Annotated in this window: 19 protein-coding genes; all 19 read left to right on the forward strand. The window is 40.2% G+C overall.

What is annotated here, in order from left to right; all coding sequences use genetic code 11:
- Window positions 1-675 precede the first annotated feature (675 nt).
- Window positions 676-1,689, forward strand: coding sequence for a TAXI family TRAP transporter solute-binding subunit (locus tag D0469_RS20135; protein ID WP_117328507.1), 1,014 nt, complete (start codon window positions 676-678; stop codon window positions 1,687-1,689).
- 317 nt (window positions 1,690-2,006) lie between these two features.
- Window positions 2,007-3,995 carry a TRAP transporter permease gene (locus D0469_RS20140; protein WP_117328508.1) on the forward strand — a complete coding sequence of 663 codons (1,989 nt, stop codon included), beginning with the start codon at window positions 2,007-2,009 and terminating at the stop codon, window positions 3,993-3,995.
- A gap of 56 nt (window positions 3,996-4,051) precedes the next feature.
- Window positions 4,052-5,260 (forward strand): acyl-CoA dehydrogenase family protein, encoded by a 1,209-nt coding sequence (locus D0469_RS20145; protein ID WP_117328509.1) that lies wholly within the window; start codon window positions 4,052-4,054, stop codon window positions 5,258-5,260.
- 19 nt (window positions 5,261-5,279) lie between these two features.
- The gene (locus D0469_RS20150; protein ID WP_117328510.1) at window positions 5,280-6,545 is read left to right on the forward strand and encodes a nickel pincer cofactor-dependent isomerase, group 22; all 1,266 of its coding nucleotides are present in this window, start codon (window positions 5,280-5,282) and stop codon (window positions 6,543-6,545) included.
- Window positions 6,546-6,674: 129 nt separating this feature from the next.
- Entirely contained in the window at window positions 6,675-8,021 is a 1,347-nt protein-coding gene (locus tag D0469_RS20155; protein WP_117328511.1) for a hypothetical protein, read from the forward strand.
- Between the two features lie 120 nt (window positions 8,022-8,141).
- On the forward strand, window positions 8,142-8,912 hold the full coding sequence (locus D0469_RS20160) for an RraA family protein (protein ID WP_117328512.1): 771 nt from the start codon (window positions 8,142-8,144) through the stop codon (window positions 8,910-8,912).
- A 12-nt stretch (window positions 8,913-8,924) separates the two neighbouring features.
- Window positions 8,925-9,449, forward strand: coding sequence for a hypothetical protein (locus D0469_RS20165; RefSeq protein ID WP_117328513.1), 525 nt, complete (start codon window positions 8,925-8,927; stop codon window positions 9,447-9,449).
- A complete protein-coding gene (locus D0469_RS20170) occupies window positions 9,446-10,012 on the forward strand; it encodes a thiamine pyrophosphate-dependent enzyme (protein ID WP_117328514.1) in 567 nt (188 codons plus the stop codon). Before D0469_RS20165 ends, D0469_RS20170 begins: the two co-directional genes overlap by 4 nt.
- A gap of 123 nt (window positions 10,013-10,135) precedes the next feature.
- Complete coding sequence (locus D0469_RS20175) at window positions 10,136-11,086, forward strand: hydroxyacid dehydrogenase (protein WP_117328515.1); 951 nt, start codon at window positions 10,136-10,138, stop codon at window positions 11,084-11,086.
- 79 nt (window positions 11,087-11,165) lie between these two features.
- On the forward strand, window positions 11,166-11,978 hold the full coding sequence (locus tag D0469_RS20180; protein WP_117328516.1) for an enoyl-CoA hydratase/isomerase family protein: 813 nt from the start codon (window positions 11,166-11,168) through the stop codon (window positions 11,976-11,978).
- Window positions 11,979-12,151: 173 nt separating this feature from the next.
- Window positions 12,152-12,559 carry a PaaI family thioesterase gene (locus D0469_RS20190; protein ID WP_117328518.1) on the forward strand — a complete coding sequence of 136 codons (408 nt, stop codon included), beginning with the start codon at window positions 12,152-12,154 and terminating at the stop codon, window positions 12,557-12,559.
- 18 nt (window positions 12,560-12,577) lie between these two features.
- A complete protein-coding gene (locus D0469_RS20195; protein ID WP_117328519.1) occupies window positions 12,578-13,327 on the forward strand; it encodes an SDR family NAD(P)-dependent oxidoreductase in 750 nt (249 codons plus the stop codon).
- Between the two features lie 84 nt (window positions 13,328-13,411).
- A complete protein-coding gene (locus tag D0469_RS20200) occupies window positions 13,412-14,833 on the forward strand; it encodes an FAD-binding oxidoreductase (protein WP_117328520.1) in 1,422 nt (473 codons plus the stop codon).
- A gap of 63 nt (window positions 14,834-14,896) precedes the next feature.
- Window positions 14,897-16,084 carry a CaiB/BaiF CoA transferase family protein gene (locus D0469_RS20205; RefSeq protein WP_117328521.1) on the forward strand — a complete coding sequence of 396 codons (1,188 nt, stop codon included), beginning with the start codon at window positions 14,897-14,899 and terminating at the stop codon, window positions 16,082-16,084.
- A gap of 36 nt (window positions 16,085-16,120) precedes the next feature.
- On the forward strand, window positions 16,121-16,903 hold the full coding sequence (locus D0469_RS20210) for an SDR family NAD(P)-dependent oxidoreductase (protein ID WP_117328522.1): 783 nt from the start codon (window positions 16,121-16,123) through the stop codon (window positions 16,901-16,903).
- A 60-nt stretch (window positions 16,904-16,963) separates the two neighbouring features.
- Entirely contained in the window at window positions 16,964-18,694 is a 1,731-nt protein-coding gene (locus D0469_RS20215) for a 2-oxoacid:acceptor oxidoreductase subunit alpha (RefSeq protein WP_117328523.1), read from the forward strand.
- A complete protein-coding gene (locus D0469_RS20220) occupies window positions 18,695-19,561 on the forward strand; it encodes a 2-oxoacid:ferredoxin oxidoreductase subunit beta (protein WP_117328524.1) in 867 nt (288 codons plus the stop codon). It abuts the gene before it with no gap.
- A gap of 106 nt (window positions 19,562-19,667) precedes the next feature.
- Window positions 19,668-21,080 carry an FAD-binding oxidoreductase gene (locus D0469_RS20225; RefSeq protein WP_117328525.1) on the forward strand — a complete coding sequence of 471 codons (1,413 nt, stop codon included), beginning with the start codon at window positions 19,668-19,670 and terminating at the stop codon, window positions 21,078-21,080.
- Complete coding sequence (locus tag D0469_RS20230; protein ID WP_117328526.1) at window positions 21,077-22,363, forward strand: (Fe-S)-binding protein; 1,287 nt, start codon at window positions 21,077-21,079, stop codon at window positions 22,361-22,363. Before D0469_RS20225 ends, D0469_RS20230 begins: the two co-directional genes overlap by 4 nt.
- The last annotated feature ends 4 nt before the right edge of the window (window positions 22,364-22,367 follow it).

Consider the following 22,367-nt stretch of genomic DNA (forward strand, 5'->3'; position numbering starts at 1 on the left):
GGAACACAATCTACCAAAAGGTAGAGAGGTTCCCTTCTACTCGACTGAGCATTGCTTTTGGACTTTATTATATGTACAGCCTGGGTATCTCTTATGGGTTATTTATAATGTTATTACAATAATACAGTAAATTCGGAATGAAAATATAAAAAATGCCTTTGTCCGGGAATGCCGGCTAAGGCTTTTTTGTGTTTTTTGGAAATGTCTCGACTTTTAATGTCTCAGATATTCTTGTTATAAAATTGTTGTCAGACTGCTTACATACATGGAATTACGTTTTAGAATAGTGAGCACTTGTGGCTAGTGGTTTAAATTTATTTACCATAATTACAGTTGGTTATAAGCTGGAAAATATAAGTAACAACATAGTTTACAAGTGATCAGGAAATTTTATAAAAAAAATCTATAATATGTTGTAAAAAATTCGATTTTATAATAATATAAAAACATATTAAATTTAAAAGATTCTCAATTATTAAAATTTTATAAAAAATATCTTCCATCTAGTACTTACTATCTATCAGGTAATGAGTGTTTTTCATCTATGGAATCCAACAAGATGAAGGTGTAGATTACAAATTTCTTATTATTTGAGAGGGGTGATGATACTATTCATTACATAAGAACTTAAATGAAAGCGCTTTATAATTTAGAGATAAAAAAGGAGGAAATTTGATGAAAAAGATTTTTCTGGGTTTTGCGTCACTTATGATTGTTTTGTCTATAGTTCTAGCCGGCTGTGGTTCTAACAACACCTCGGGAGGCAGCAGCGAACCTGCCAGCGCTGATTCAGGTAAAAAGACTCCAGCTGGCAATAAATATTTAACGATTGCAACAGGGGGAACTTCCGGAGTTTATTATATTCTCGGAGGAGCGATGGCTAAAATTTACAACGAAAAGTTAGGGTATAATGCGTCCGCACAAACTACAAGCGGTGCTGTAGAAAATATCAATCTGTTAAATGCAAAAAAAGTAGATATGATTTTAGTTATGTCAGATTCCATGGCTGATGCGGAAGCAGGTAAAGGCAGCTGGGAAAAGACTGGAGCAATTAAAAATATGAAAGCGCTAGGCGGTCTTTACATGAATTATGTTCACGTAATTGCGCCTAAAAACAAAAATATTAAGTCAATCAATGATCTTAAAGGGAAGAAGATTGGTGTGGGTGCTCCAAACAGCGGAACTGAAGTTAATGCCCGAATGGTGCTGAAAGGGTATGGGTTAACATATGACGATGTAAAGCCGGATTATCTGTCGTTTGCTGAATGTGTAGAGCAGTTAAAGAATGGGACGATTGACGCTGCCTTTATAACTGCAGGGTTAGGGGTTTCAGCGGTTACTGATTTACAAACAGCAGTGGATGTAGAAATTGTGCCTGTTGAAGCAGCTGAAATTGAAAAAATGAAAGCAGACGGAGCAGCGGTTTCTGCAGGTGAAATTCCTCCAGGTACTTATAAAAATGACAAAGCTGTTCCTACAGTAGCGATAAAAAATCTTTTAGCTGTCCGAGATGACATGCCAGAAGAACAAGCATATGACCTTACAAAAACGTTTTATGAAAGCTTAAAAGAATTGGCAGCTGCCCATAATACGGCAGAACAAATCATTGTTGACGAAGCTGCGAAGGATTTAGTTACTCCGCTTCATCCTGGAGCAGAGAAATATTTTAAAGAAATCGGAAAGAATTAATTTTGTCCTAATAATCTAGGGGAATATGATTTGTATCATATTAGAATGACAGCAGCAGCAACTACATCACCCCCTTTTTCTGTTTTTGGAATCTACAATAGGGAACCCTCACAACTCATTAAGAAGAAAGCAACTAAACGTGTCAACCCTAAGAAACTTGCCATTTGAACTGTCGCATTTGCCTCTTTCTACCGTGCTACAATCAGTAATTCATCAGTTGGAATAACTCGGATTTTTCTTCCAGAATATCCTTCTATTAGATCAAATAGTTATTGTGAAATATAATCACGAATTGCATACAGAAAGGAAGTGTGAAAATGGAACAAAAGAAAGCAAATATTGAATTTGAAAGAGATGTATATAACGAAAATATTGAAAAAGCGCATGCGCTGCTGGAGGAATATGATCCAGAGGCAAATTATCGGAAATTTGATAAAAAGTGGCTTGGATGGTTAGTTTCCGCTATTGCCATTTGCTTTGCGCTATTTCACTTATATACAGCCTGGGCGGGTCCTCTCATAACCCTTAAGCACCGATCTCTGCATGTTGCTGTAATCCTATGTCTCATCTTTTTATTATACCCGGGCTTTAAAAAAGGCTCCCGTAAATCCCTTTCGTTTTATGATGCAATCCTTGCAGTTCTTTCGCTAACCTCAGCCGGCTATATTTTTATATACTACACAGAAATTGTAAATCGCGGAGGACTCGCTTCTTCTGTAGATATCATTTTTTCTACGATAACTTGCGTACTGGTATTAGAGGCTTCAAGGCGAGTAGCAGGATGGGAATTAACGGCAATGGCTGGTATCTTCGTTGCATACGCTTATTTAGGGCCATATCTTCCGGGTGATTTCGGCCATCGGGGTTATACGCTTGGAGATATTTTTTCATATTTTTATGTGACGACAGAAGGACTATATGGAGATGCCATAGCCGTATCGTCGACATTTATCATCTTGTTTATCATTTTTGGTGCTTTCCTAACAAAAAGCGGCATGGGTACATTGTTTAATGATTTATCGCTTGCTGCGGCAGGCGGAGCAAAAGGCGGACCTGCTAAAGTAGGCGTAATCGCAAGCGCTGTTCATGGCTCCATCAATGGTTCCGCAGTAGCCAGCGTAGTAACAACAGGTTCTTTTACAATACCATTGATGAAAAAGGTTGGATATAAGCCAGAATTTGCAGCTGGAGTTGAGGCAACAGCTGCTGTAGGCGGACAAATTCTTCCACCAGTTATGGGAGCTGCAGCTTTTATCATGGCTGAAACTCTCGGACTTCCTTATGTAACAATTTGTTTAGCAGCACTAATTCCTGCACTAATGTATTATTATGGATTACTTGTTCAGGTTCATCTTCGCGCTGATAAAGACAATTTAACTGGATTGAACAAAGAAAACCTACCGAAAGTAAAAGAGGTTTTAAAACAAAGAGGACATTTGCTGATCCCAATCATTCTTTTGGTTGTCCTTCTATCCATGCACTTCTCGCCTACTTATGTGGGAGTTTTTACGATTCTCGCTACTATTGCTATTGCTGCATTGCGTAAAGAAACAAGAATGGGTTTTAGGGATATATTAAACGCTCTTGAGCAGGGTGTTAGAGATACACTTAGTGTCGCAGCAGCCTGCGCTGCGGTTGGTATAACTGTAGGGGTTTTCAGCTTGACAGGGCTTGGTCTGAAATTTGCTAATATCATCGTTTCCTTAGGCCAGGGAGATCTTTTCATTACCCTATTATTAACAATGTTGGCTTCCATCATTTTAGGCTTAGGCTTGCCATCCATCCCTTGCTACATTATTACAGCTACAATGGCGGCCCCAGCTCTGTCAAATTTCGGCATTAGCCCATTGGCCGCTCATCTTTTCGTATTCTATTTTGGAGTCATCGCAAATTTAACTCCGCCTGTTGCACTTGCCGCTTTTGCTGGAGCAGGTATTGCAGGTTCAGAACCGCAGCGCACTGGCTGGATTTCTTGTAAACTAGCACTTGCAGGATTTATTGTACCGTTTGTTTTTGTTTATAAGCCATCCATTTTGATTCTCAATTCGAGTTTAATGGATATCGCTATAAGTACGGTTACTTTAGTTATTGCAGTGACGATTTTAGCCGCAGCAATTGAAGGGTTTATTTTTAGCAGGCTCAATTGGTTTTCACGTATCGTCCTAATTCTTTGTGCAGTAGGTCTGATCTTCCCGAATGTTCTAGCAACAACTGTTTCTATGGTTGCAACTGTTGCTATTCTGGGTTTTCAATATTACCAAAGAAAGCAAACGGATATAGGGCTTTCTGTAAATAAGATTCTTTAACAGTTAGTGAATTAATTGGAGTTTACCACAGTGACTAAACTTTGGGAGGTGCCTGCGTGAACTTTGATTTAAGTGATGATAATCTGCAGGTTAAAAAAATGGCACAAAATTTTGCAGAGAAAGAGATACTGCCTAATCTAAAATATTATGAAACCGAAAGAATATTTCCTAAGGCTATCCTCAAAAAAATGGGAGAAACGGGAATGTTCGGAGCATGTTTTCCTGAAAAATATGGCGGTTCGGAAATGGGCTTTTTAAACCTAGCAATTATAGCCGAGGAAATATCAAAAGCCCACCCCGCTTTTGGATATGCGTTTAACATGCAAGGGATGACATGTCCATTCACAATATTAAATTGGGGGACAGAAGAACAAATCAAAAAATATGTTCCTGATTTAATAAAGGCTAATTTAATCGGTATGTTTGCGCTAACAGAGTCTGGGGGAGGCTCTGATCCGGCAGGTTCCATGAAAACTACAGCCCGTTTGGACGGTGATGAATACGTAATTAATGGCTCAAAAACATGGATTACCTTCGCAAATGAAGCAGATGTAGGAGTTCTTTTCGCAAAGACGGATCCTAAAGCGGGAAGAAAAGGAATTTCCGCGTTTATTATTGAAACAAATAATCCTGGATTCTCAGCAAAACCGATTGAAATAAGTTCATTAGGCTATATGATGAGAAGCTGTGAGATTTTCCTGGAAGATTACCGGATACCTAAAAGCGCGTTGCTGGGCAAAGAAGGAGAAGGCTTCAAAATTGCCATGAACGCTCTGGATTACGGGCGCCTTACTGTTCCTGCAAGGCTTGTCGGTATAGCTCAAGGTTGTTTGGAAGCATCTATTAAATATAGCAATGAAAGAGTAGTAAGCGGAAAACCTATTGGCGAATATCAAATGATCAAACATTTGCTCGCAGATATGGCAGTCGAAACAGATGCAGCCAGATTAATGACTTATCGAAGTGCGTTTCTGAAAGATAGGGGAGAGGTTGCAACACGACAGAGTTCCTATTCTAAATATTTTGCATCAGAGGTTGCAGTAAAAGTAACCCGAAATGCTCTCGAAATTTTTGGCGCAAATGGAATTTCTGATGATTTTCCGATTATGAAGTATGTCAATTATGCTAATATGCTTCATTTTGGTGAAGGATCCGCCAACATTCAAAGAATACTTATAGCAAATGACGCCCTGGGATGGAAAAATGCGAATCGCCACCAGATAAAGAGAAAGTTTTCTTTAAACAGCGACTTAGTACTAAGTTAAGAATTGTGAGAGTGAGTGTATGCTTGAATACCCAAGATTCTGCAAAATACAGCAAAACTATCCAAATCATATAGTAGAGAATTTAAAGGATACTATATTTTCTGAGCTTGATAAGGTTCTTGAAAGAACGAAACTTCCAGTTGGTTCCTCCATTGCTATAACAGCAGGGAGCAGAGGTATTAATCAAATAGCTGTGATATTGAAATTTATTGTGGAAAAGTTGTCAGAGGAAGGATTTAAACCATTTCTATTTTCGGCAAAAGGCAGCCATGGCGGCGGTGAAGCAGGAGGGCAAAAAGAGCTGCTTGAAAGCCTCGGAGTTACTGAAGAATTCATTGGCACAACTATAAGCTGCTCTGCAGAAGTAGTATGCGTTGGCTACACTGAGGAATATTTGCCAGGCTTGCCCATATATACCGCAAAGGAAGCGGCAGAAGCGGATTCAGTGCTAATAGTGAATCGCATAAAACCGCACACAAATTTTAAGGGGGATTTTGAAAGCGGTATTTTGAAGATGCTCTCGGTTGGTATGGGACGATCAAAGGGAGCTGCTACTGTTCATAAACAGGGTAATGATAATTTGTTAGCGTCAATAAAGGCGATCGGTAAAGGGGCTCTTAACCGATTAAACGTTATTGGTGCAATAGCGATTGTAGAAAATGCTTATGATGTTACAGCTAAGATCGAAGGCATTCCAGCTGATGAAATTATGAATAAAGAACCAGAATTGTTAAAACTGGCAAAAAAAATGATGCCTTCCATTCCCTTTTCTAAATTGGATTTATTGATTGTTCAGCAAATAGGAAAAAATTTCAGCGGAACTGGCATGGACACAAATATTATTGGCCGGATCCGTATAAACGGAAGCCCTGAAACGAATGAACCATTTATTCAATATATTGCTGCTCTGTCTGTTTCCGAGGAGTCGTGCGGAAATGCCATTGGGGTTGGGCTTGCTGACTTTACAACAAGAAGATTGGTTAATGCAATCGATTATCAGAAAACATATACAAATGCTCTTACAAGCGGCAACGTAATGCGCGTTGCAATTCCTCTGATTACTGAGAATGATAATGACCTTTTTGAAACTGTTGTTAAAGCTCTCAAACCTGAAAATCCAGCAGAGTTAAGGGTTATGGTTATCAAAAACACCTTGGATCTTCATGAGTTTTGGATTTCTGAAGGACTAATGTCAGACGCAGATAAAAATGAGCGTCTCAAGATTGTTTCGGATTTATTACCCCTAACATTTGACGAATATAACAATTTTAATTTTCAAGATTAAAGCGGCTTGTGAGGGGAGGGCATAACAGAGGAAAATAAATAGTGTTAAGGTCGTGAAACCATGCAACACTTAATACCAATAATCACATTAACAAGAGGATGTATATTACTGACATTGGGATTATCCTATATGCTTTATTCACTGTTTTCCATACCTCTTGAATTTTTTCTTATTGGGTTAGTGGTTCTCGCATTTATCATATCCTGGCCGTGGATGGCACCTTTCCCCAAGATTATGAGCGGCTTATTGCTTTTGCTGGGAAACGTGCTTTTTTTCATAACCGGTGGGAGCGGATCATATTGGGCTAGTGCGATCCTGGATAATGTTGCATTAGTTACTTTATTTGTGACAGTGCCTTTATTATCTTATCCGCTGCGAAATGGCGGTTATATTGAATACACAGATCATTTCATTACACGGTACTTAAAGACGGACATAAAAAAAGTAACATTCGTAACTGCATTGACATGTATTGTCAGTTCTTTTCTAAATTTAGGCTCCATAAGAGTTATGTACGATTTATTCTCCGAACGATTTGGGAATTCAAGCAAGTTATTCGCGAGAAGCCTTGTACAAGGATTCTCTCTTGCAGCCTTTTGGTCACCTTATTTTGCAGGTGTAGCGATCATTTTGCATCTTGTTGGAGTACGATTCATTTCATTTTTTCTTTATGGTTTATTAATGGTTTTTATATGCTATCTCACTTCTATCTTTATTAATTATCAGTATTTAATGAGAGAGGAGCAGCTGGCAACCACTCCATTATTGGCTGCAGGAAATGAAAGTGATGAAGGGTATGTACAACATAATTTTCATACTATTGTCCATCATCCTGTTAAGCATCAAAGAGGCGTTGAACTGATTATTGCTTTTATTGGTTTGTTTCTAGCATTATTTCTTTTAGAAAAATGGCTTCATTATAATGTGCTGATTTTAATTTCAATACTCGCTATTAGCTATTCCATCCTTTGGTCAATTGCGATAGGGAAAATTAAAGAATATATCTTTTCTTTAAAAAATTACTTTACTGTTGTAGCACCAAATGTACATACAGAATCTATCATGATTATTTCGGCAACATTTTTTTCCCAAATGGTACTGCTAACAGAATTTCCCGATTATATATCAGGATTATTTTTTCAGATCAGTAATCTTTCACTAATATTAACCATTTTTATCATAATTTTCACATGTGCAGTCTCATCTATTTTCATACATCAAATTCTTCCAATATCACTTTTTGCAACAACGCTGTCACCTGAAATAATTGGGCTAAAGCCAGAACTATTTGCCTTAACTCTTGTAATAAGCTGGGGAATAACCCCTTTAATATCGCCCGTTTCAGCAGCCAATTTACTGGCAGCCAATCTGTTTAAAACCAGAGCCATTGAAATAGGTATATGGAATATTAAATATACCGTATCAATTATTTTCTTATCATCCGTATTGATATTTTTTTTAAATAATACTTTTTAAATATTATAAACACTTAAGGAGGTGAACAGTAGAAACTGTATTTATCTGTAAAGAATCATGTACTGATCGATGCTGTAGAAGCAAATGGAAGGATAATAATTTGAAAAGGATGTGGGTCTCTTGAAAACAGCCGAATTAGAAAAATATAAAAATAGATTAATGGGTTTAATTCCACCTGAAAGAATTGTAAAAGTGGATTTTCCGCGACCTTCCAGAGAGATAATTGAAGCTTTTCTTGAATTAGATGGTTTAACGCCTACGGTTTCTGATGTCCTTGATTCCATGGGAATACGAGGTTCCATTTCAGCAAGCCGCCTTCGACCGATTATTTCGGGTAAAAAGATTGTTGGGCCAGCTGTAACGATTCGTTATATCCCAGAAAGCAACACCACAGATTATGGTTACTTCTATAAGGAACGTGCCAAGTTGGCAGACCGCGACGTGTATGCAATTGCTGAACAAGGTGATGTGCCAGTCTTTGATGCAGCAAGTTTAGGAGACATTTCGGTAATGGGAGGTCTTTCTACACTTGTGGCTAAAAAATGGGGAATGGCAGGAAACATTGTCGATGGCGGAGTACGAGATATTGATACTGTCCATAAGCTTGATTACCCAGTCTGGAGCACTGGTCAAACACCGATTACGGGTAAGTACCGGGTGGAAGCAATGGAAATCAATGGTCCAATCTCTATTGCCGGTGTACGCGTCAATCCAGGAGACCTGATTATTGCAGATGATAGCGGAGTTGTTGTTGTTCCGTTTGAAAAAATAGAAGACGTCTTGGAGAAAACGATTGCTGCAACGAAGCGTGAAGATGAGGTAGTTAAATTATTTGAAAGCGGCGCCACGATTGAAGAGTTAAGTCAGATCTTGCCGCCGAGCAAATGGTAGAGGAGGAAGAACATGGCGACTTTTCGTGATTTAGCATGTGAAGAAATAATTAAAGGAATAGAAAAAGTGAACCCGGATTATTTCCTATCCATTCCGTGTAGTACAGTAGGGCCTGTAATAGAACATTTTGAAAAATCAGATAAGGTTATTTCTTTTCCGGTGAGCAGGGAAGAAGATGGAGTTGGAATTGCAGCGGGCATTAGCTTAGGCGGCAAACTGCCGATCATGCTGATACAGGATACAGGGATTGGAAATTCAATATTAGCTATTACTACATTTGTGCAGGCCTACCACGTGCCAATGCTAATTCTTGTAACACGCAGAGGCGGTTTTGGAGAGATCAATTCCGCCGTCAATTTATTTTCTGAGCCGCTGCCAAGGATATTGGATGATGCAGGTGTAAAAACATTTAAACTCGACTACCGGCTTCCATTAAAGGAATGGAGCACCGCAATCACCCAGGGTGCCCAATATGCCAGGGATACACATCGTCCCATCATTGTCATGTTTAACATTAAGGGGGGTGCAGAACAATGATGTCAAGATTTGATGCGTTAAAAGTGCTTTTTAAATATACCGAAAACATCCCTGTTATTTCGTCTTGCGGCAATACTTCCAGAGAGTGGGCCAGTTTAGGAAGGCGGGATAATCACTTGTATATGGTAGATACAATGGGATTGACACCCTCTGTGGCCATTGGAGTAAGCATGGCGCTAGAGGATAAAGGGTTCAAAAAATGCATTGCTATTGAGGGCGATGGCGGAGTTTTAATGAATCCGAACGCTCTAGCTTCCGCTGCATATCTCAATCCTAAAAAATGGCTGCTTATTGTGTTTGATAATGAGTGTTTTGCATCTACAGGAGGACAATGCTCACTAGCAGGCCGGATTAATATAGCACAAGTAGCACAGGGCTTTAATTTAGAGGCCATTCAAGTAGAAGATTTAGATGCATTTGAACATGCAGTAAGAACATCTATTGAAAAGGATGGTCCTATTGTTATTCATGCGAAGATCAACCAGGAAAACCAGAAAAACCCATTCATTAACGATGACCCGGTTGTTTTGGCACATAAATTCTCCCAGTTTTTGACGCAATGATCATATCCCAGTCAGTTTTACCAGTTTCAAAGGTAACTTCAAACTGGAGAAACAGCAGATAAAATGTAGTTTTCTATTCTAGTTAGCGGGTGGTAAATTTAATATTTTTATGGAGGTAATGTAATGAAGGCTTTGGTCATTGACCATATCCATGCTGAAGGAATTCAGTTATTAAAAGAATACTGTGATGTAGATATCAATCACAATATAACTCCGGAAGAATTAGCTCGGATTATTGGAAATTATGACATCCTACTCGGACGTGCCACTCATCTGACAGGAAGAATCGAAAAACCGATTTTAGAAAACTGCGGAAATTTAAAGGTGATTGGTATAGCATCAGTCGGTCTGGATCAATTTGATCAGGAGTATATAGAATCAAAAGGGATAAAGCTTATAAATCTGCCCGGGGTAAATTCTATTTCTGTGGCTGAGCATACGGTAGCGCTCCTGCTATGTGGAATGAGGCATATACTGCTTGCCTTCGACCAAATGAAAAAAGGGATATGGAATAAGCACGGGTTTTCTTCCGCCCTAGAGCTTCATGGGAAAACAGCAGGGATTATTGGGTTCGGAAATATTGGCAAAACCGTAGCTGATATTTTAAAAAATGGATTCAAGATGAACATTTTAGCATACGACCCCTACATAACGGAGGACGATGCACGCACTGGCGGGGGGATATTAGTACCGTTGGAAGATCTGCTAAAACAATCGGATGTTGTGACGATTCATGCACCGCTCACAGACCAAACCTTTCATATGATAGGCGAGGAAGAACTGAAAGTAATGAAAAGAGGCTCGATTCTCTTAAATGCGGGCCGGGGCGGGATTATTGATGAAAGTGCGCTATATAAATACTTATCCAATAATCATTTGCTATTTGCAGGGCTGGATGTTCAAGAAGTTGAGCCTTGTTACCATTCACCGCTTTTTCAGCTGAATAATTTTGTTGCGTCTCCTCATATTGCCGGGCTTACCCAGGATGCCTTAAGCCGTGCCGGCAAAAGGGTGGTTATCGAATGTCTGGAGCATTTGGGAGTGGAAATCAGCAAGGTCCCTTTAAATTCATAAAACACGCTTGCCATACAGAGAGAAAAGACTAATCAAATAAACAACCGCAAAAAAATACTTTATAAAGGTGTTAGTAAAAATGGAAAATAAACATATCATTTTTGAACATCATTCAGAAGAAGTTGCTGTATTAAGAATAAACCGGCCGGAATATCTTAATTCCTTCAGCCACGAGATGATAATAGATTGGTACAATGCTTTATTGGAATTTAAGGAAGATAACAGATTGAAAGTTCTGATCCTCACAGGTACAGGAAAAGCTTTTTCTGCTGGAGGGGATATTAAGGCTCTCTCCAGTGGAGATGGTTTCATTGGTGAAGCCAAAGAGGACTTATGGAGTAATGCTGTTAAGCGAAAAGCATCCTTATGGGAAAACATTCAAAAGATCCCTATGTTATTAGAGGAGATTGATAAACCCGTAATTGCCTGCATAAATGGAGATGCCATTGGGGCCGGACTAGATATGGCTCTTATGTGTGATATGCGTTTTTGCGCCAGTCAGGCAAGACTTGGAGAAGGTTATATCCATCTTGGTTTGGTTCCAGGAGATGGAGGGAGCTACTTTCTGCCTAAGATTGTAGGTGTATCAAAAGCACTCGAATTATTATGGACCGGTGAACGAATTAATGCACAAGCTGCCATGGACCTTGGATTGGTTGATTATGTTTATCCAGCCGAAGAATTGTTTGAAAAAACAGTAGAATTTGCAAATGTTTTATGTGAAAAGCCTCAAAATGCTTTAAAAATGATAAAAAGACTTGTGAAAAACCATGACAAGATCAGTTTAAGAAATCACCTGGATATGGTTTCTTCACATATGGCAGTCGTTACTGATACCCATGAATATATCGAACTCTTAAAGCAAATGAAGAGCAGTAAGAAGCCAGAATGAATAGTTGAAGAAAATGGACGATTTAGCGTTACATAATAGTGATAGAAAAAAAGCAATGTGTAACTCTTATCTTCATCCATTAATGTGTGAAGCGAAAAAGTTGACACAAAAAGCTCGGAAAACCCGCAAAATCAATAAAAATGTCCAAAGGAAGAATATGATGAGGTTTGCAAATGCTGACTGAAAGATTGAAAGCACTGACAACATCACCGGTGTGGCTCCATACCGGTATGGAATTGGAATTTGCAGAAGATGGTAAATCCAAAGTCGTTTTACAAGTTAAACAGGAATTGCTGCAAATTCATGGCACTGTACATGGTGGCATTCTTGCGACTTTATTAGATGCAGCAATGGCTTCTGCAGTGAATTCAGTATTAGACGAGAATCTTTTTACTGTGACGGCAGAGATGAAAATTCATTTTACCAAACCCGCATCAGGCAATTATCTGATCGGAATGGGAGAAATTGTGAAGCATGGAAAATCATTAACTTTTATTAAAAGTGAAATCTTTGATGAACATGGCGAAATGGTCGCCTTTGGATCAGGTACGTTCGTAAACAGAATGAAAAAAAATGTATAGGAAGCAAGGAGGGTGCGAATGAATAACCAATCCCAACAAGTGGTTTTAATAACCGGAGCCAGTTCCGGTATCGGGCAGGCTTCTGCAAAGATACTAGCCGAAAATGGCGCAAAAATAATTGCTTGCTACAACTCTAACCAGCAGGGGGCAGAGGAAACAAAACAAATTGTGGAAAACACCGGAAGTGAGTGCCTTCTCATAAAAGCGGACCTAACTGACAAGGAACAGGTAGACGAGTTGGTGAGGCAAGCGATAGAGGCTTTTGGACATATAGATGTCTTAGTCAATAATGCGGGAGCTGCCATTAAGAGAAGCCCGTTTCTGGACATAGATGAAGATCTATGGCAAACAACCTACGATGTCAATGTCAAAAGTATTTTCCTTGTTTCACAGGCAGTATTAAAACAAATGGTCCCGCGAAAATCCGGGAAAGTGATTAACATATCTTCTGTAGCTGCAAGGCTTGGAGGACCTGGAGAAAGCATCCATTATGCCTCTGCTAAGGGTGCAGTCAGCACGTTAACGGTAGGTCTGGCTAAAGAGTTTGCACCACATGGTATTTTAGTCAACGGAATTGCACCAGGTTTTATTATGACGCCTTTCCAGGATAAATTCTCAACTCAAGAACGAATAGAGAAAATTGTGCCTACTATCCCGATTGGCCGTGCAGGTGTATCAGAGGATGTAGCTAAAGTTGTAGCATTTTTAGCTTCTGATGCAGCAAATTATATGATGGGCGAAATGTTGACTGTAAGTGGAGGCCGATAGAGATCAACAGGGCAGTACCTATGAAGAAATCAGTTTCTTGATGGGTACTGCCAGGTGATTGTTGGTGCAAAAAGGAGGTGCTTTATGACTTACAGAAAAATTGACTTCGAATTGCTGAGGGCTATATATGAAATCATTCCTGATAAGTCGAGAGTTTTAACAGAAAAACATGATCTAATAAGCTATTCATTTGACGCCTCCTTCGGCAGTTTTGAACCTGAAGTTATCGTTCAGCCCCTATTGACAGAAGAAATCTCTTACATTGTCAAATTTGCAAATCAATATACAATTCCTATCTATCCGAGAGGACAATCCACGAGTTTATCTGGAGGGCCACTTCCAGTTAATGGAGGGATTGTTTTGGATTTATCTAGAATGACACATAGATTGGAAGTTTACCCAGACGATTTAATTGCCGTTGTCTCACCCGGTGTTTTAACAGGTGACATCCATAAGGCTGCGGAACAGTATGGGCTGATGTATCCTCCTGACCCAAGCAGTTCAGCCGTATGTACCATTGGCGGGAATCTTGCTGAAAATTCAGGCGGGCCAAGAGGACTGAAATATGGAGTCACGAAAGATTATGTCCTTGGTCTGACTGTAGTAACCCCTTCCGGTGATATAGTCCGGACGGGTGGGAAAACGATAAAGAATGTAACTGGCTATGATCTTACTAAATTGATAGTTGGTTCAGAGGGAACATTGGGAATCATTTCGGAAGCTGTGCTAAAACTAGTTCCAAAGCCCAAATCCTCGGAAACCTTGCTGGCAGCATTTAACGAGATTGAAACAGCAGGGGCAGCTGTGTCCAAGATTCTGACTTCAGGCATCCTGCCATCGAAATTAGAAATATTAGATAAGGGGTGTATTCATTCTGTAGAAGCCTATGAACCCAGCGGGCTGCCGCTTGATGCTGAGGCTGTTCTGCTAATTGAAGTCGACGGACATCCTTCCGCCACTAAGGAAGAAATAATAGAAGTAGCTGAAAAATGTAAAGAAATTGGAGCTGCCAGTATTAAAATTGCAGAATCAAATGAAGAAAAAAACCAATTATGGAAAGCCAGAAAACTAATTTCGCCGGCCATTACACGGATTAAACCAACAAAAATTTCCGAGGATGCAACCGTTCCTCTCAGTCAGATTCCTGAAATGTTTAAGAGATTAAAAGAAATCAGGGACAAATTTCAGGTGAGCTTGGTTGTTTGCGGCCATGCTGGCGATGGCAATCTTCACCCAAATATTGTAGCTGATATCCGAGATCAGGACGAAATGGAGAGGGCAGAAAAAGCCGTCGAAGAAATATTCAGATGCGCTGTCGAATTAGGCGGCACACTTTCCGGGGAGCATGGGATCGGCATTATGAAAGCCCCCTTTATGGAGATGGAACTGGGGAAGGAAGGGCTCCATTTAATGAAGGTTATTAAAGAAGCATGGGATCCAAACAACATAATGAATCCGGGTAAAATATTTCCTTATACCGCTCAAGGCCTCCTGTTCAGACGCTAGAAATAAGCTGATAAGAGTCCGAGGGCCCAGTTATCTTTTTAATTTTACATAGGAGGAACAGATATGAAGCAGCCATTAGAGGATATAAAAGTTCTGGACTTATCACGGGTTTATGCTGGTCCTGGTGGCTCAATGATTTTAGGAGACCTAGGAGCCGACGTAATCCGCATTGAATCACCTAAAGGTACAGACAGCATGAGAGATTGGGTCCCTTTTGTTGAAGGAGAAAGTACCTACTATATGTGCGCCAATCGCAATAAAAGATCGATCACTATCAACCTGAAGCACAAAAAAGGAAGAGACTTATTTTTGCAGATGCTTAAGGATGCGGATGTTGTTCTCGAAAACTTCAAAACTGGAACATTACAGCGAATGGGCCTGGGTTATGACGAATTAAAAAAAGTCAATCCGAAAATCATCTTGTGTTCAGTGACCGGTTACGGGCAAACAGGTCCTTTTAGCGAAGAACCAGGGTTTGATCCCGTCATCCAGGCAATTGGCGGAATTATGGATGTAACCGGATTCCCTGAAGGGGAACCTACCAGAGTAGGAGTACCGGTAGTTGATATCATGACTTCCCAATATGTTGCGATTAGTATTATCTCAGCCATCCGGCTAAGAGACCACACCAATACAGGGCAGCATATCGATATATCACTATTGGATGTTCAATTAAGCGCACTCGCAAACGTAGCGAGCAGCTATTTAAACGCAGGTGCAGTTACTGAAAGAATCGGCAATGGCCACAGCTACATAGTTCCTTATCAAGTGTTTCAATGCAAGGATCGTCCATTAATGGTTTCAGCCGGAAATGATCGGCTTTACGAAAAGCTTTGCAATGTGCTCGGACATCCTGAATGGGCAGACGATGAAAGATACACCACCAATAATAAGCGTATTGCGAATCGGAATGAACTTACCTCATCTATTCAAGAAATCTTCTATGAAAAGACAGCTGACGAATGGTTCAAATTGCTGTCAGATGCAGGAGTTCCCGCAGGACCGGTTAATAATATTGAGCAAGTATTTGAGCACCCGCAAGTAAGGGCTAGAGAGACAGTCGAAGAGATTGCTCATCCAACTTTAGGTAGTATCAAAATGGTAAAAAGTCCTTTAAGGTTTTCAGGGTTGGAAATTGAAACGAAAATTCATCCGCCTTTGCTGGGCGAACATACAGAAGAATTTTTAAATAAGGAGCTATCATTAGATAAAAATGAGATTAGCAGGCTGAAAGAAGAAGGAGTTATCTAGACTTTTACCTGTTCAATCCTGGAGGTGGATATTGACATGGAATTGGGTTTAAAAGGGAAGGTTGCAATCGTTACGGGCGGGAGTAAGGGGATAGGATTTGAAACTGCCATTCAATTTGTGAAAGAAGGGGCCAAGGTCACTATATGCGGGCGTGGCAAACAGGCCTTAGATCATGCTGCAGCATTGATTTATGAGCAAACAGGCGAAAAGATTTATACAGTCCAGGCAGATGTTTCCAAACCTGTGGATTGCAAAAAATTAATTGAACAAACAATAGGACATTATGGCTCCCTTGATATTTTAATCAACAATGCCGGAACATCATCAGCGAATCCTTTTGAAAATGTAAATGAAGACATGTGGCAGGAAGATTTAGATTTGAAGCTTTTTGGAGCAGTAAACTGCTCCAGAGCAGCCATAACATATATGAAAGAAAAGGGCGGCTCGATAATAAATATTACTGCTGTGATTGGAAAAGCTCCGCCTGCATCTTCGCTTCCTACATCGGTTACAAGAGCAGCCGGCATTGCTCTTACAAAAGCAATGAGCAAGGACCTGGGCCAATATTCCATTCGTGTGAATACGGTTTGTATCGGCCTGATACGAAGCAGCCAGATAGAAGAAAAGAAATGGAAAAAGCTTGCACCTCATTTAACATGGGAGCAATTTTCTCAAGATCCCAAGCATGATATTCCACTCCGAAGAATTGGGGAGCCAACAGAGGCTGCCAAGGTAATAACATTCCTTGCTTCTGATGCGGCATCGTATGTCACCGGAACATCCGTCAATGTAGATGGAGGAAAAGGTGCTGTCGATTAATACAGTTTTAAAAAAATAAAATGGATACAATATCCCGTATCCATTTATGGAGGTATTAACGTGGAGGAACTAACAATTGTTATTGGCGGTGAGCAGGGGGAAGGAATAGAGAGTGTTGGAGAAATTCTTACAAAAGTATTGAGCCAGAAGGGGTTTAATCTTTACGGATTTCGAAATTTTTCATCGCGCATTAAAGGCGGTCACTCTGATTTTAATTTAAGAGTGAGTTCTGGAAGAGAAATTTATGTCAATGCTGAAAGAGCGAATCTGTTAATTGCATTTGATCAGGCTACCATTGATTTATACAAAGACCAAATGGCGGCAAACAGCATTATTCTTTATGATTCAAAAAGCGTTAACCCTAATAACTTTGCCGACCTTCCTGAAGATGCCCTAATCATTGAGGCTCCCTTTCAGCAGCTAGCTTTGGAATGCGGAAATTCAATCATGAAAAATATGGTTGCCATCGGAATGATATGTGGTTTAAACCAGCATTCTCCGATGGAATTTAAAGACGTGATTAAGGATCGCTTTTCTAAGAAAGGGATTAAAATCGTCGAAATGAATATCGAAGCCTTTGAAAAAGGCCATGATTTCGTTAAAGAAAAGGGCCTGTATTCCATACCTCTAGTCCCGGTAACAGATTCAAGAAAAATGTTTTTATCTGGTAATGAAGCAATGGTAATCGGAGCTGTCGCAGCAGGATGCCGCTTTATGGCTGGTTACCCGATTACCCCTGCATCAGAGATTCTTGAAAACTTAATTAAAATAATGCCTGAATATGGAGGTATTGTTGTACAGGCAGAGGATGAGCTTTGCTCAGTTGCCATGGCAATTGGCGCAAGCTTTGCGGGTACGCGTGCAATGACAGCTACTTCAGGTCCAGGTGTTTCATTGATGCAGGAAGCGGTTGGTCTAAGTGGAGCCGTTGAAATTCCTCTTGTAATTATCGATACACAGCGCGGAGGTCCAAGCAGCGGGCTTGCAACTAAAATGGAGCAAAGTGACTTGACTGCAATGCTGGGAGGTACTCATGGAGAAATACCAAGGATAATTATTTCTCCAAGCACGATACAGGAAGCCATGTATGATATGGGCACGGCATTTAATCTTGCTGAACAGTACCAATGTCCTGTATTTATTGCTGCTGACCTGGTTCTTGCAACTTCAAAACAGAGTACAGAAATCCTCGATACACGCAAATTTGAAATGGATCGGGGCAAGCGAGTGACTGATGAAGATTTGCTGCTGCAGGAAGCAAAGGTTTTCGATCGGTTTGCCTTTACTGAGGACTATATTTCTCCGCGCACTATTCCAGGACAAAAATATGGAACTCATCATGCTACAGGAATTGAGCATGGTGAAACAGGCCATCCAACAGAGGATCCGATAAATCGGAAAAAAATGATGATTAAACGGATGGAAAAGATAAATAGTGTGACGATCGGTGAAGACATAAAGGTCGAGGGTGTTGCCGAAGATATCCTGATTATCGGTTTTGGGTCAACTTATGGAGCAATTAAAGAAGCCTGTGAGCAGTTTCAGGCCAGCGGTATAAAGGCAGGGCTTGCCCATCTGCGTTTACTGCACCCTTTCCCTGCAAAACAATTAGAAAGATTAGTAAGTATGGCAAGACAGGTAATTGTCGTAGAAAACAATTATTCGGGTCAATTAGCAAATGTCATCAAGCAGCATGTCCAAGACCATGCAAAAATTCAAAAGCTGACGAAGTTTGACGGAACACTTTTTAAGCCTTCTGATATTTTGACATTTAGTAAGGAGCTGGTATAAATGGCTACTCTAAAAGATTACCGAATGGATATCAAACCCAACTGGTGCCCGGGATGTGGAGACTTTTCCGTTCTCGCCGCCATACAGAAAGTGGCAGTTAACCTGAATATTGAAGCGGAAGATATGGCTTTCATCTCAGGAATTGGCTGTTCCGGCAGAATTTCAGGATATGTCAATGCGTATACAATGCACACAATGCACGGCAGAGCGTTAGCTACAGCACAGGGCGTCAAGCTTGCGAACCCTGATTTGCATGTGATTTGTGCGGGCGGTGACGGAGATGGCTTTGGTATTGGACTTAACCATTTTGCCCACGCTGCCCGAAGAAATGTAGACCTCACTTATATTGTAATGGATAACCAAATATACGGTTTAACTAAAGGGCAAATGTCCCCAACCAGTCCACAGGGAATGGAAACAAAATCAAGCCCTGGCGGTAATCCCGAACAGCCGATTAATCCATTGCAAATGGCATTGGCTTCAGGTTCAAGTTTCATAGCGCAGGCTTTTTCCGGTGATGTCAAACAGCTTATGTCCTTAATAGAACAAGGAATGCAGCACAAAGGTTTTGCGTTTATTAATGTATTTAGTCCATGTGTCACATTTAACAAAGTTTTAACTTATGAATATTTCAAAAAGAATCTTGTAAACCTTGATGAAAAAGAAGGATACGATCCATCAAATAGAGCAATGGCTTTCAATATGGTTGAAGAAACTGGAAGTATGTTTACAGGTCTACTATATAAACAAGAAAGAAAAACATTGACGGAATCACTTCCAAAAGGGTCTGGAACAAATATGCTGACTAGAGATACTTTCATCTTAGACGATATTATGAAAGAAAAACTGATTAGCAGATATGTGTAAGGCCCGTAAGGAAAGAGTCATTGTAAGCCATAAAGAACTAGTTTGGCTTTCTGCATGTAACCAATATGGGGTAATGGTGGCGGCCAAGTAATGGAGGTGATTTCCATTGAATTACTCTGAAAACATTTATAAGCAATTAAAAGAGGCAATTACTGATCACGAACGAATTTTAATCGAGCTGGAGGATCTCCACAGCTATTCATTTGATGCCTCGTTTGGCAGCTATTTGCCTGAATTCGTGGTACAGGTTAAATCTGCAGAAGAAGTTTCAAAGGTTATGAAAATAGCAAATAAAGAAAAGATTCCTGTTACACCAAGAGGCAACGCTTCAAGTTTGAGCGGAGGGCCTCTTCCCGTAAAAGGGGGCATTGTTCTCGATGTCTCCTTATGGAATGATGAACTCTTAATTGACCCTGATGACATGATTGCCATTGTTTCCCCGGGAGTTATTACTGCCAGAATTGATGAAGCGGCAAATCTGTACGGTTTAATGTATGCGCCAGATCCAAGCAGTTCAAATATCTCGACAATAGCCGGAAATTTGGCTGAAAATTCGGGTGGTCCAAGAGGATTAAAATATGGGGTGACAAAAGACTATGTTCTTGGCCTTGAAGTGGTAACGCCTGAGGGACAGATTATCCGAACAGGCGGAAGAACGGTCAAAAATGTTACCGGCTATGATCTGACAAAGCTTATTGTCGGGTCTGAAGGCACATTGGGAGTGATTACGCAGGCGATTTTAAGATTAGTTCCAAAACCGCCTTCATCCAAAACGCTGATGACTATTTTTGATGATCTCGTGCGTTCGGGTGAAGCGATATCAAAGGTATTAAGTTCCGGGATAATTCCTTCTAAAATTGAATTGATGGATCAGGCCTCCATAATTGCGGTAGAAGAATATCAGCCGCTGGGTTTGCCGGTAGATGCAGAGGCTATTCTATTAATAGAACTGGATGGCCATCCGGCTGCGATTGCCGATGAGATAGTGAAGGTAAAAGAAATTATGGATATGAAGGGCGCTAGAAACACCGTGATTGCGGAGTCGGACGCGGAGGCGACCGAATTGTGGAAAGCAAGAAAACTCGTTTCGCCAGCAATTGTTAGAACAAAGCCAACGAAAATTTCAGAAGATGCTACCGTTCCAAGGAGCAAAATACCGGAATTCTTTAAGAGGTTAAAAGAAATAAAAATAAAATACGGCGTTACTCTCGTTGTGTTTGGCCATGCCGGGGATGGAAATTTGCACCCGAATATTATTTGTGATAAACGAGAGAAGGAAGAAATGATTAGAGTTGAACAGGCTGTGAGCGAAATTTTTACAGCAGCGATTGAACTCGGAGGTACTCTTTCAGGTGAACATGGTATCGGAACAATGAAAGCATCCTTTATGGAGCTTGAATTGGGGGAACATGGTGTGGACATGATGAAGAGAATAAAGCAGGCCTGGGATCCCAATATGATTATGAATCCGGGAAAAATATTTCCTGAAAAAGGACAAAAGTTGGTGTTAAGCGAATGAAAGAGGTTGAAGGATTAGCCTATAACGAAACATTTAGCTGTGTTCAATGCGGCTATTGTCTGCCAGCTTGCCCTACTTATAAAACGATGAAGAAAGAAACACATTCTCCCCGGGGTAGAATTAACCTCGTGAAAATGGCTGCGGAAGGAAAAATATCTCTAGAACAAATTCAAGAGCCGATTGAGCTATGTTTAGGGTGTAGGGCATGTGAACGCGTATGCCCGACAAACGTTCAATATGGCATGATTTTAGAGTCTGCGAAGGAAGTACTGAATCGTAAAGAAAAACAAGAATCGTCTGCTGCTGCCAAAACATTTAATAATATCCTATTTAAACAGCTGTTCCCTAAAAAACGAAATCTTGCAAAAGCAAGTAATTTACTGTGGTTCTATCAAAAAACCGGTATGAAGAAGCTTGCCCATAAAACTGGCTTAATCAATGTACTGCCTGAGAATCTAGCCTCCTTTGATAAAATTATTCCGGAAATTTCCAGCCCGAGTGAAAGGAAGAAACGGCAGCAGATTCTTACCCCGGACGGTGAGGTAAAATACCGCATTGCTTTTTTTACCGGTTGTGTAATGGATGCTGTTTTTGACAGGATTAATGACTTAAGCATGAAATTATTGCAGGCAGGAGGCTGCGAAGTAGTTATTGTCCCCAATCAAAACTGCTGCGGGGCATTGCACAGCCATAGCGGCGAATTGGACTTAGCAAAGGAACTTGCAAAAAGAAATATTGAAACTTTTGAACAAGAATCCTTTGATTTTGTTGTGAATTCGGCTGGCGGCTGCGGTGCCATGCTAAATGAATATCATCATTTATTAAAAGCCGAGCCAGAATGGGCAGAGCGCGCAAAATGGTTTACTGGGAAAAGCGTGGATATTAGCGTTATTTTAAGTAAATTGGAATTGCCTTTGAAAAGGGAAATCAATAAAATTGTAACCTATCAGCCTTCGTGCCACATGAAAAACGTTCAAAAAGTAGAAAAAGAGCCTATCAATTTATTAAAATCAATCAAAGAATTAACCTTGCACCGAATGGAAAATGAGGATATGTGCTGCGGATCAGCCGGAATCTATAATATTGTTAATTACAAGGAATCAATGGAAATTTTAGATAACAAAATGACAGATGTAAAAAAAGTCAGCCCTCAGGTAATCGTAACAACGAATCCCGGCTGTTTGCTGCAAATGAAATTAGGGATTGAAAGGGAACAAATACAGCATAAAGTGGAAGCGGTTCATCTTGTTGAATTGCTGGCAGAGGCCTGCAATATAGTTTGAAACC

The sequence above is a fragment of the Peribacillus saganii genome, assembly GCF_003429095.1.
In the GTDB taxonomy this organism is placed as follows: domain Bacteria; phylum Bacillota; class Bacilli; order Bacillales; family DSM-1321; genus Peribacillus; species Peribacillus saganii.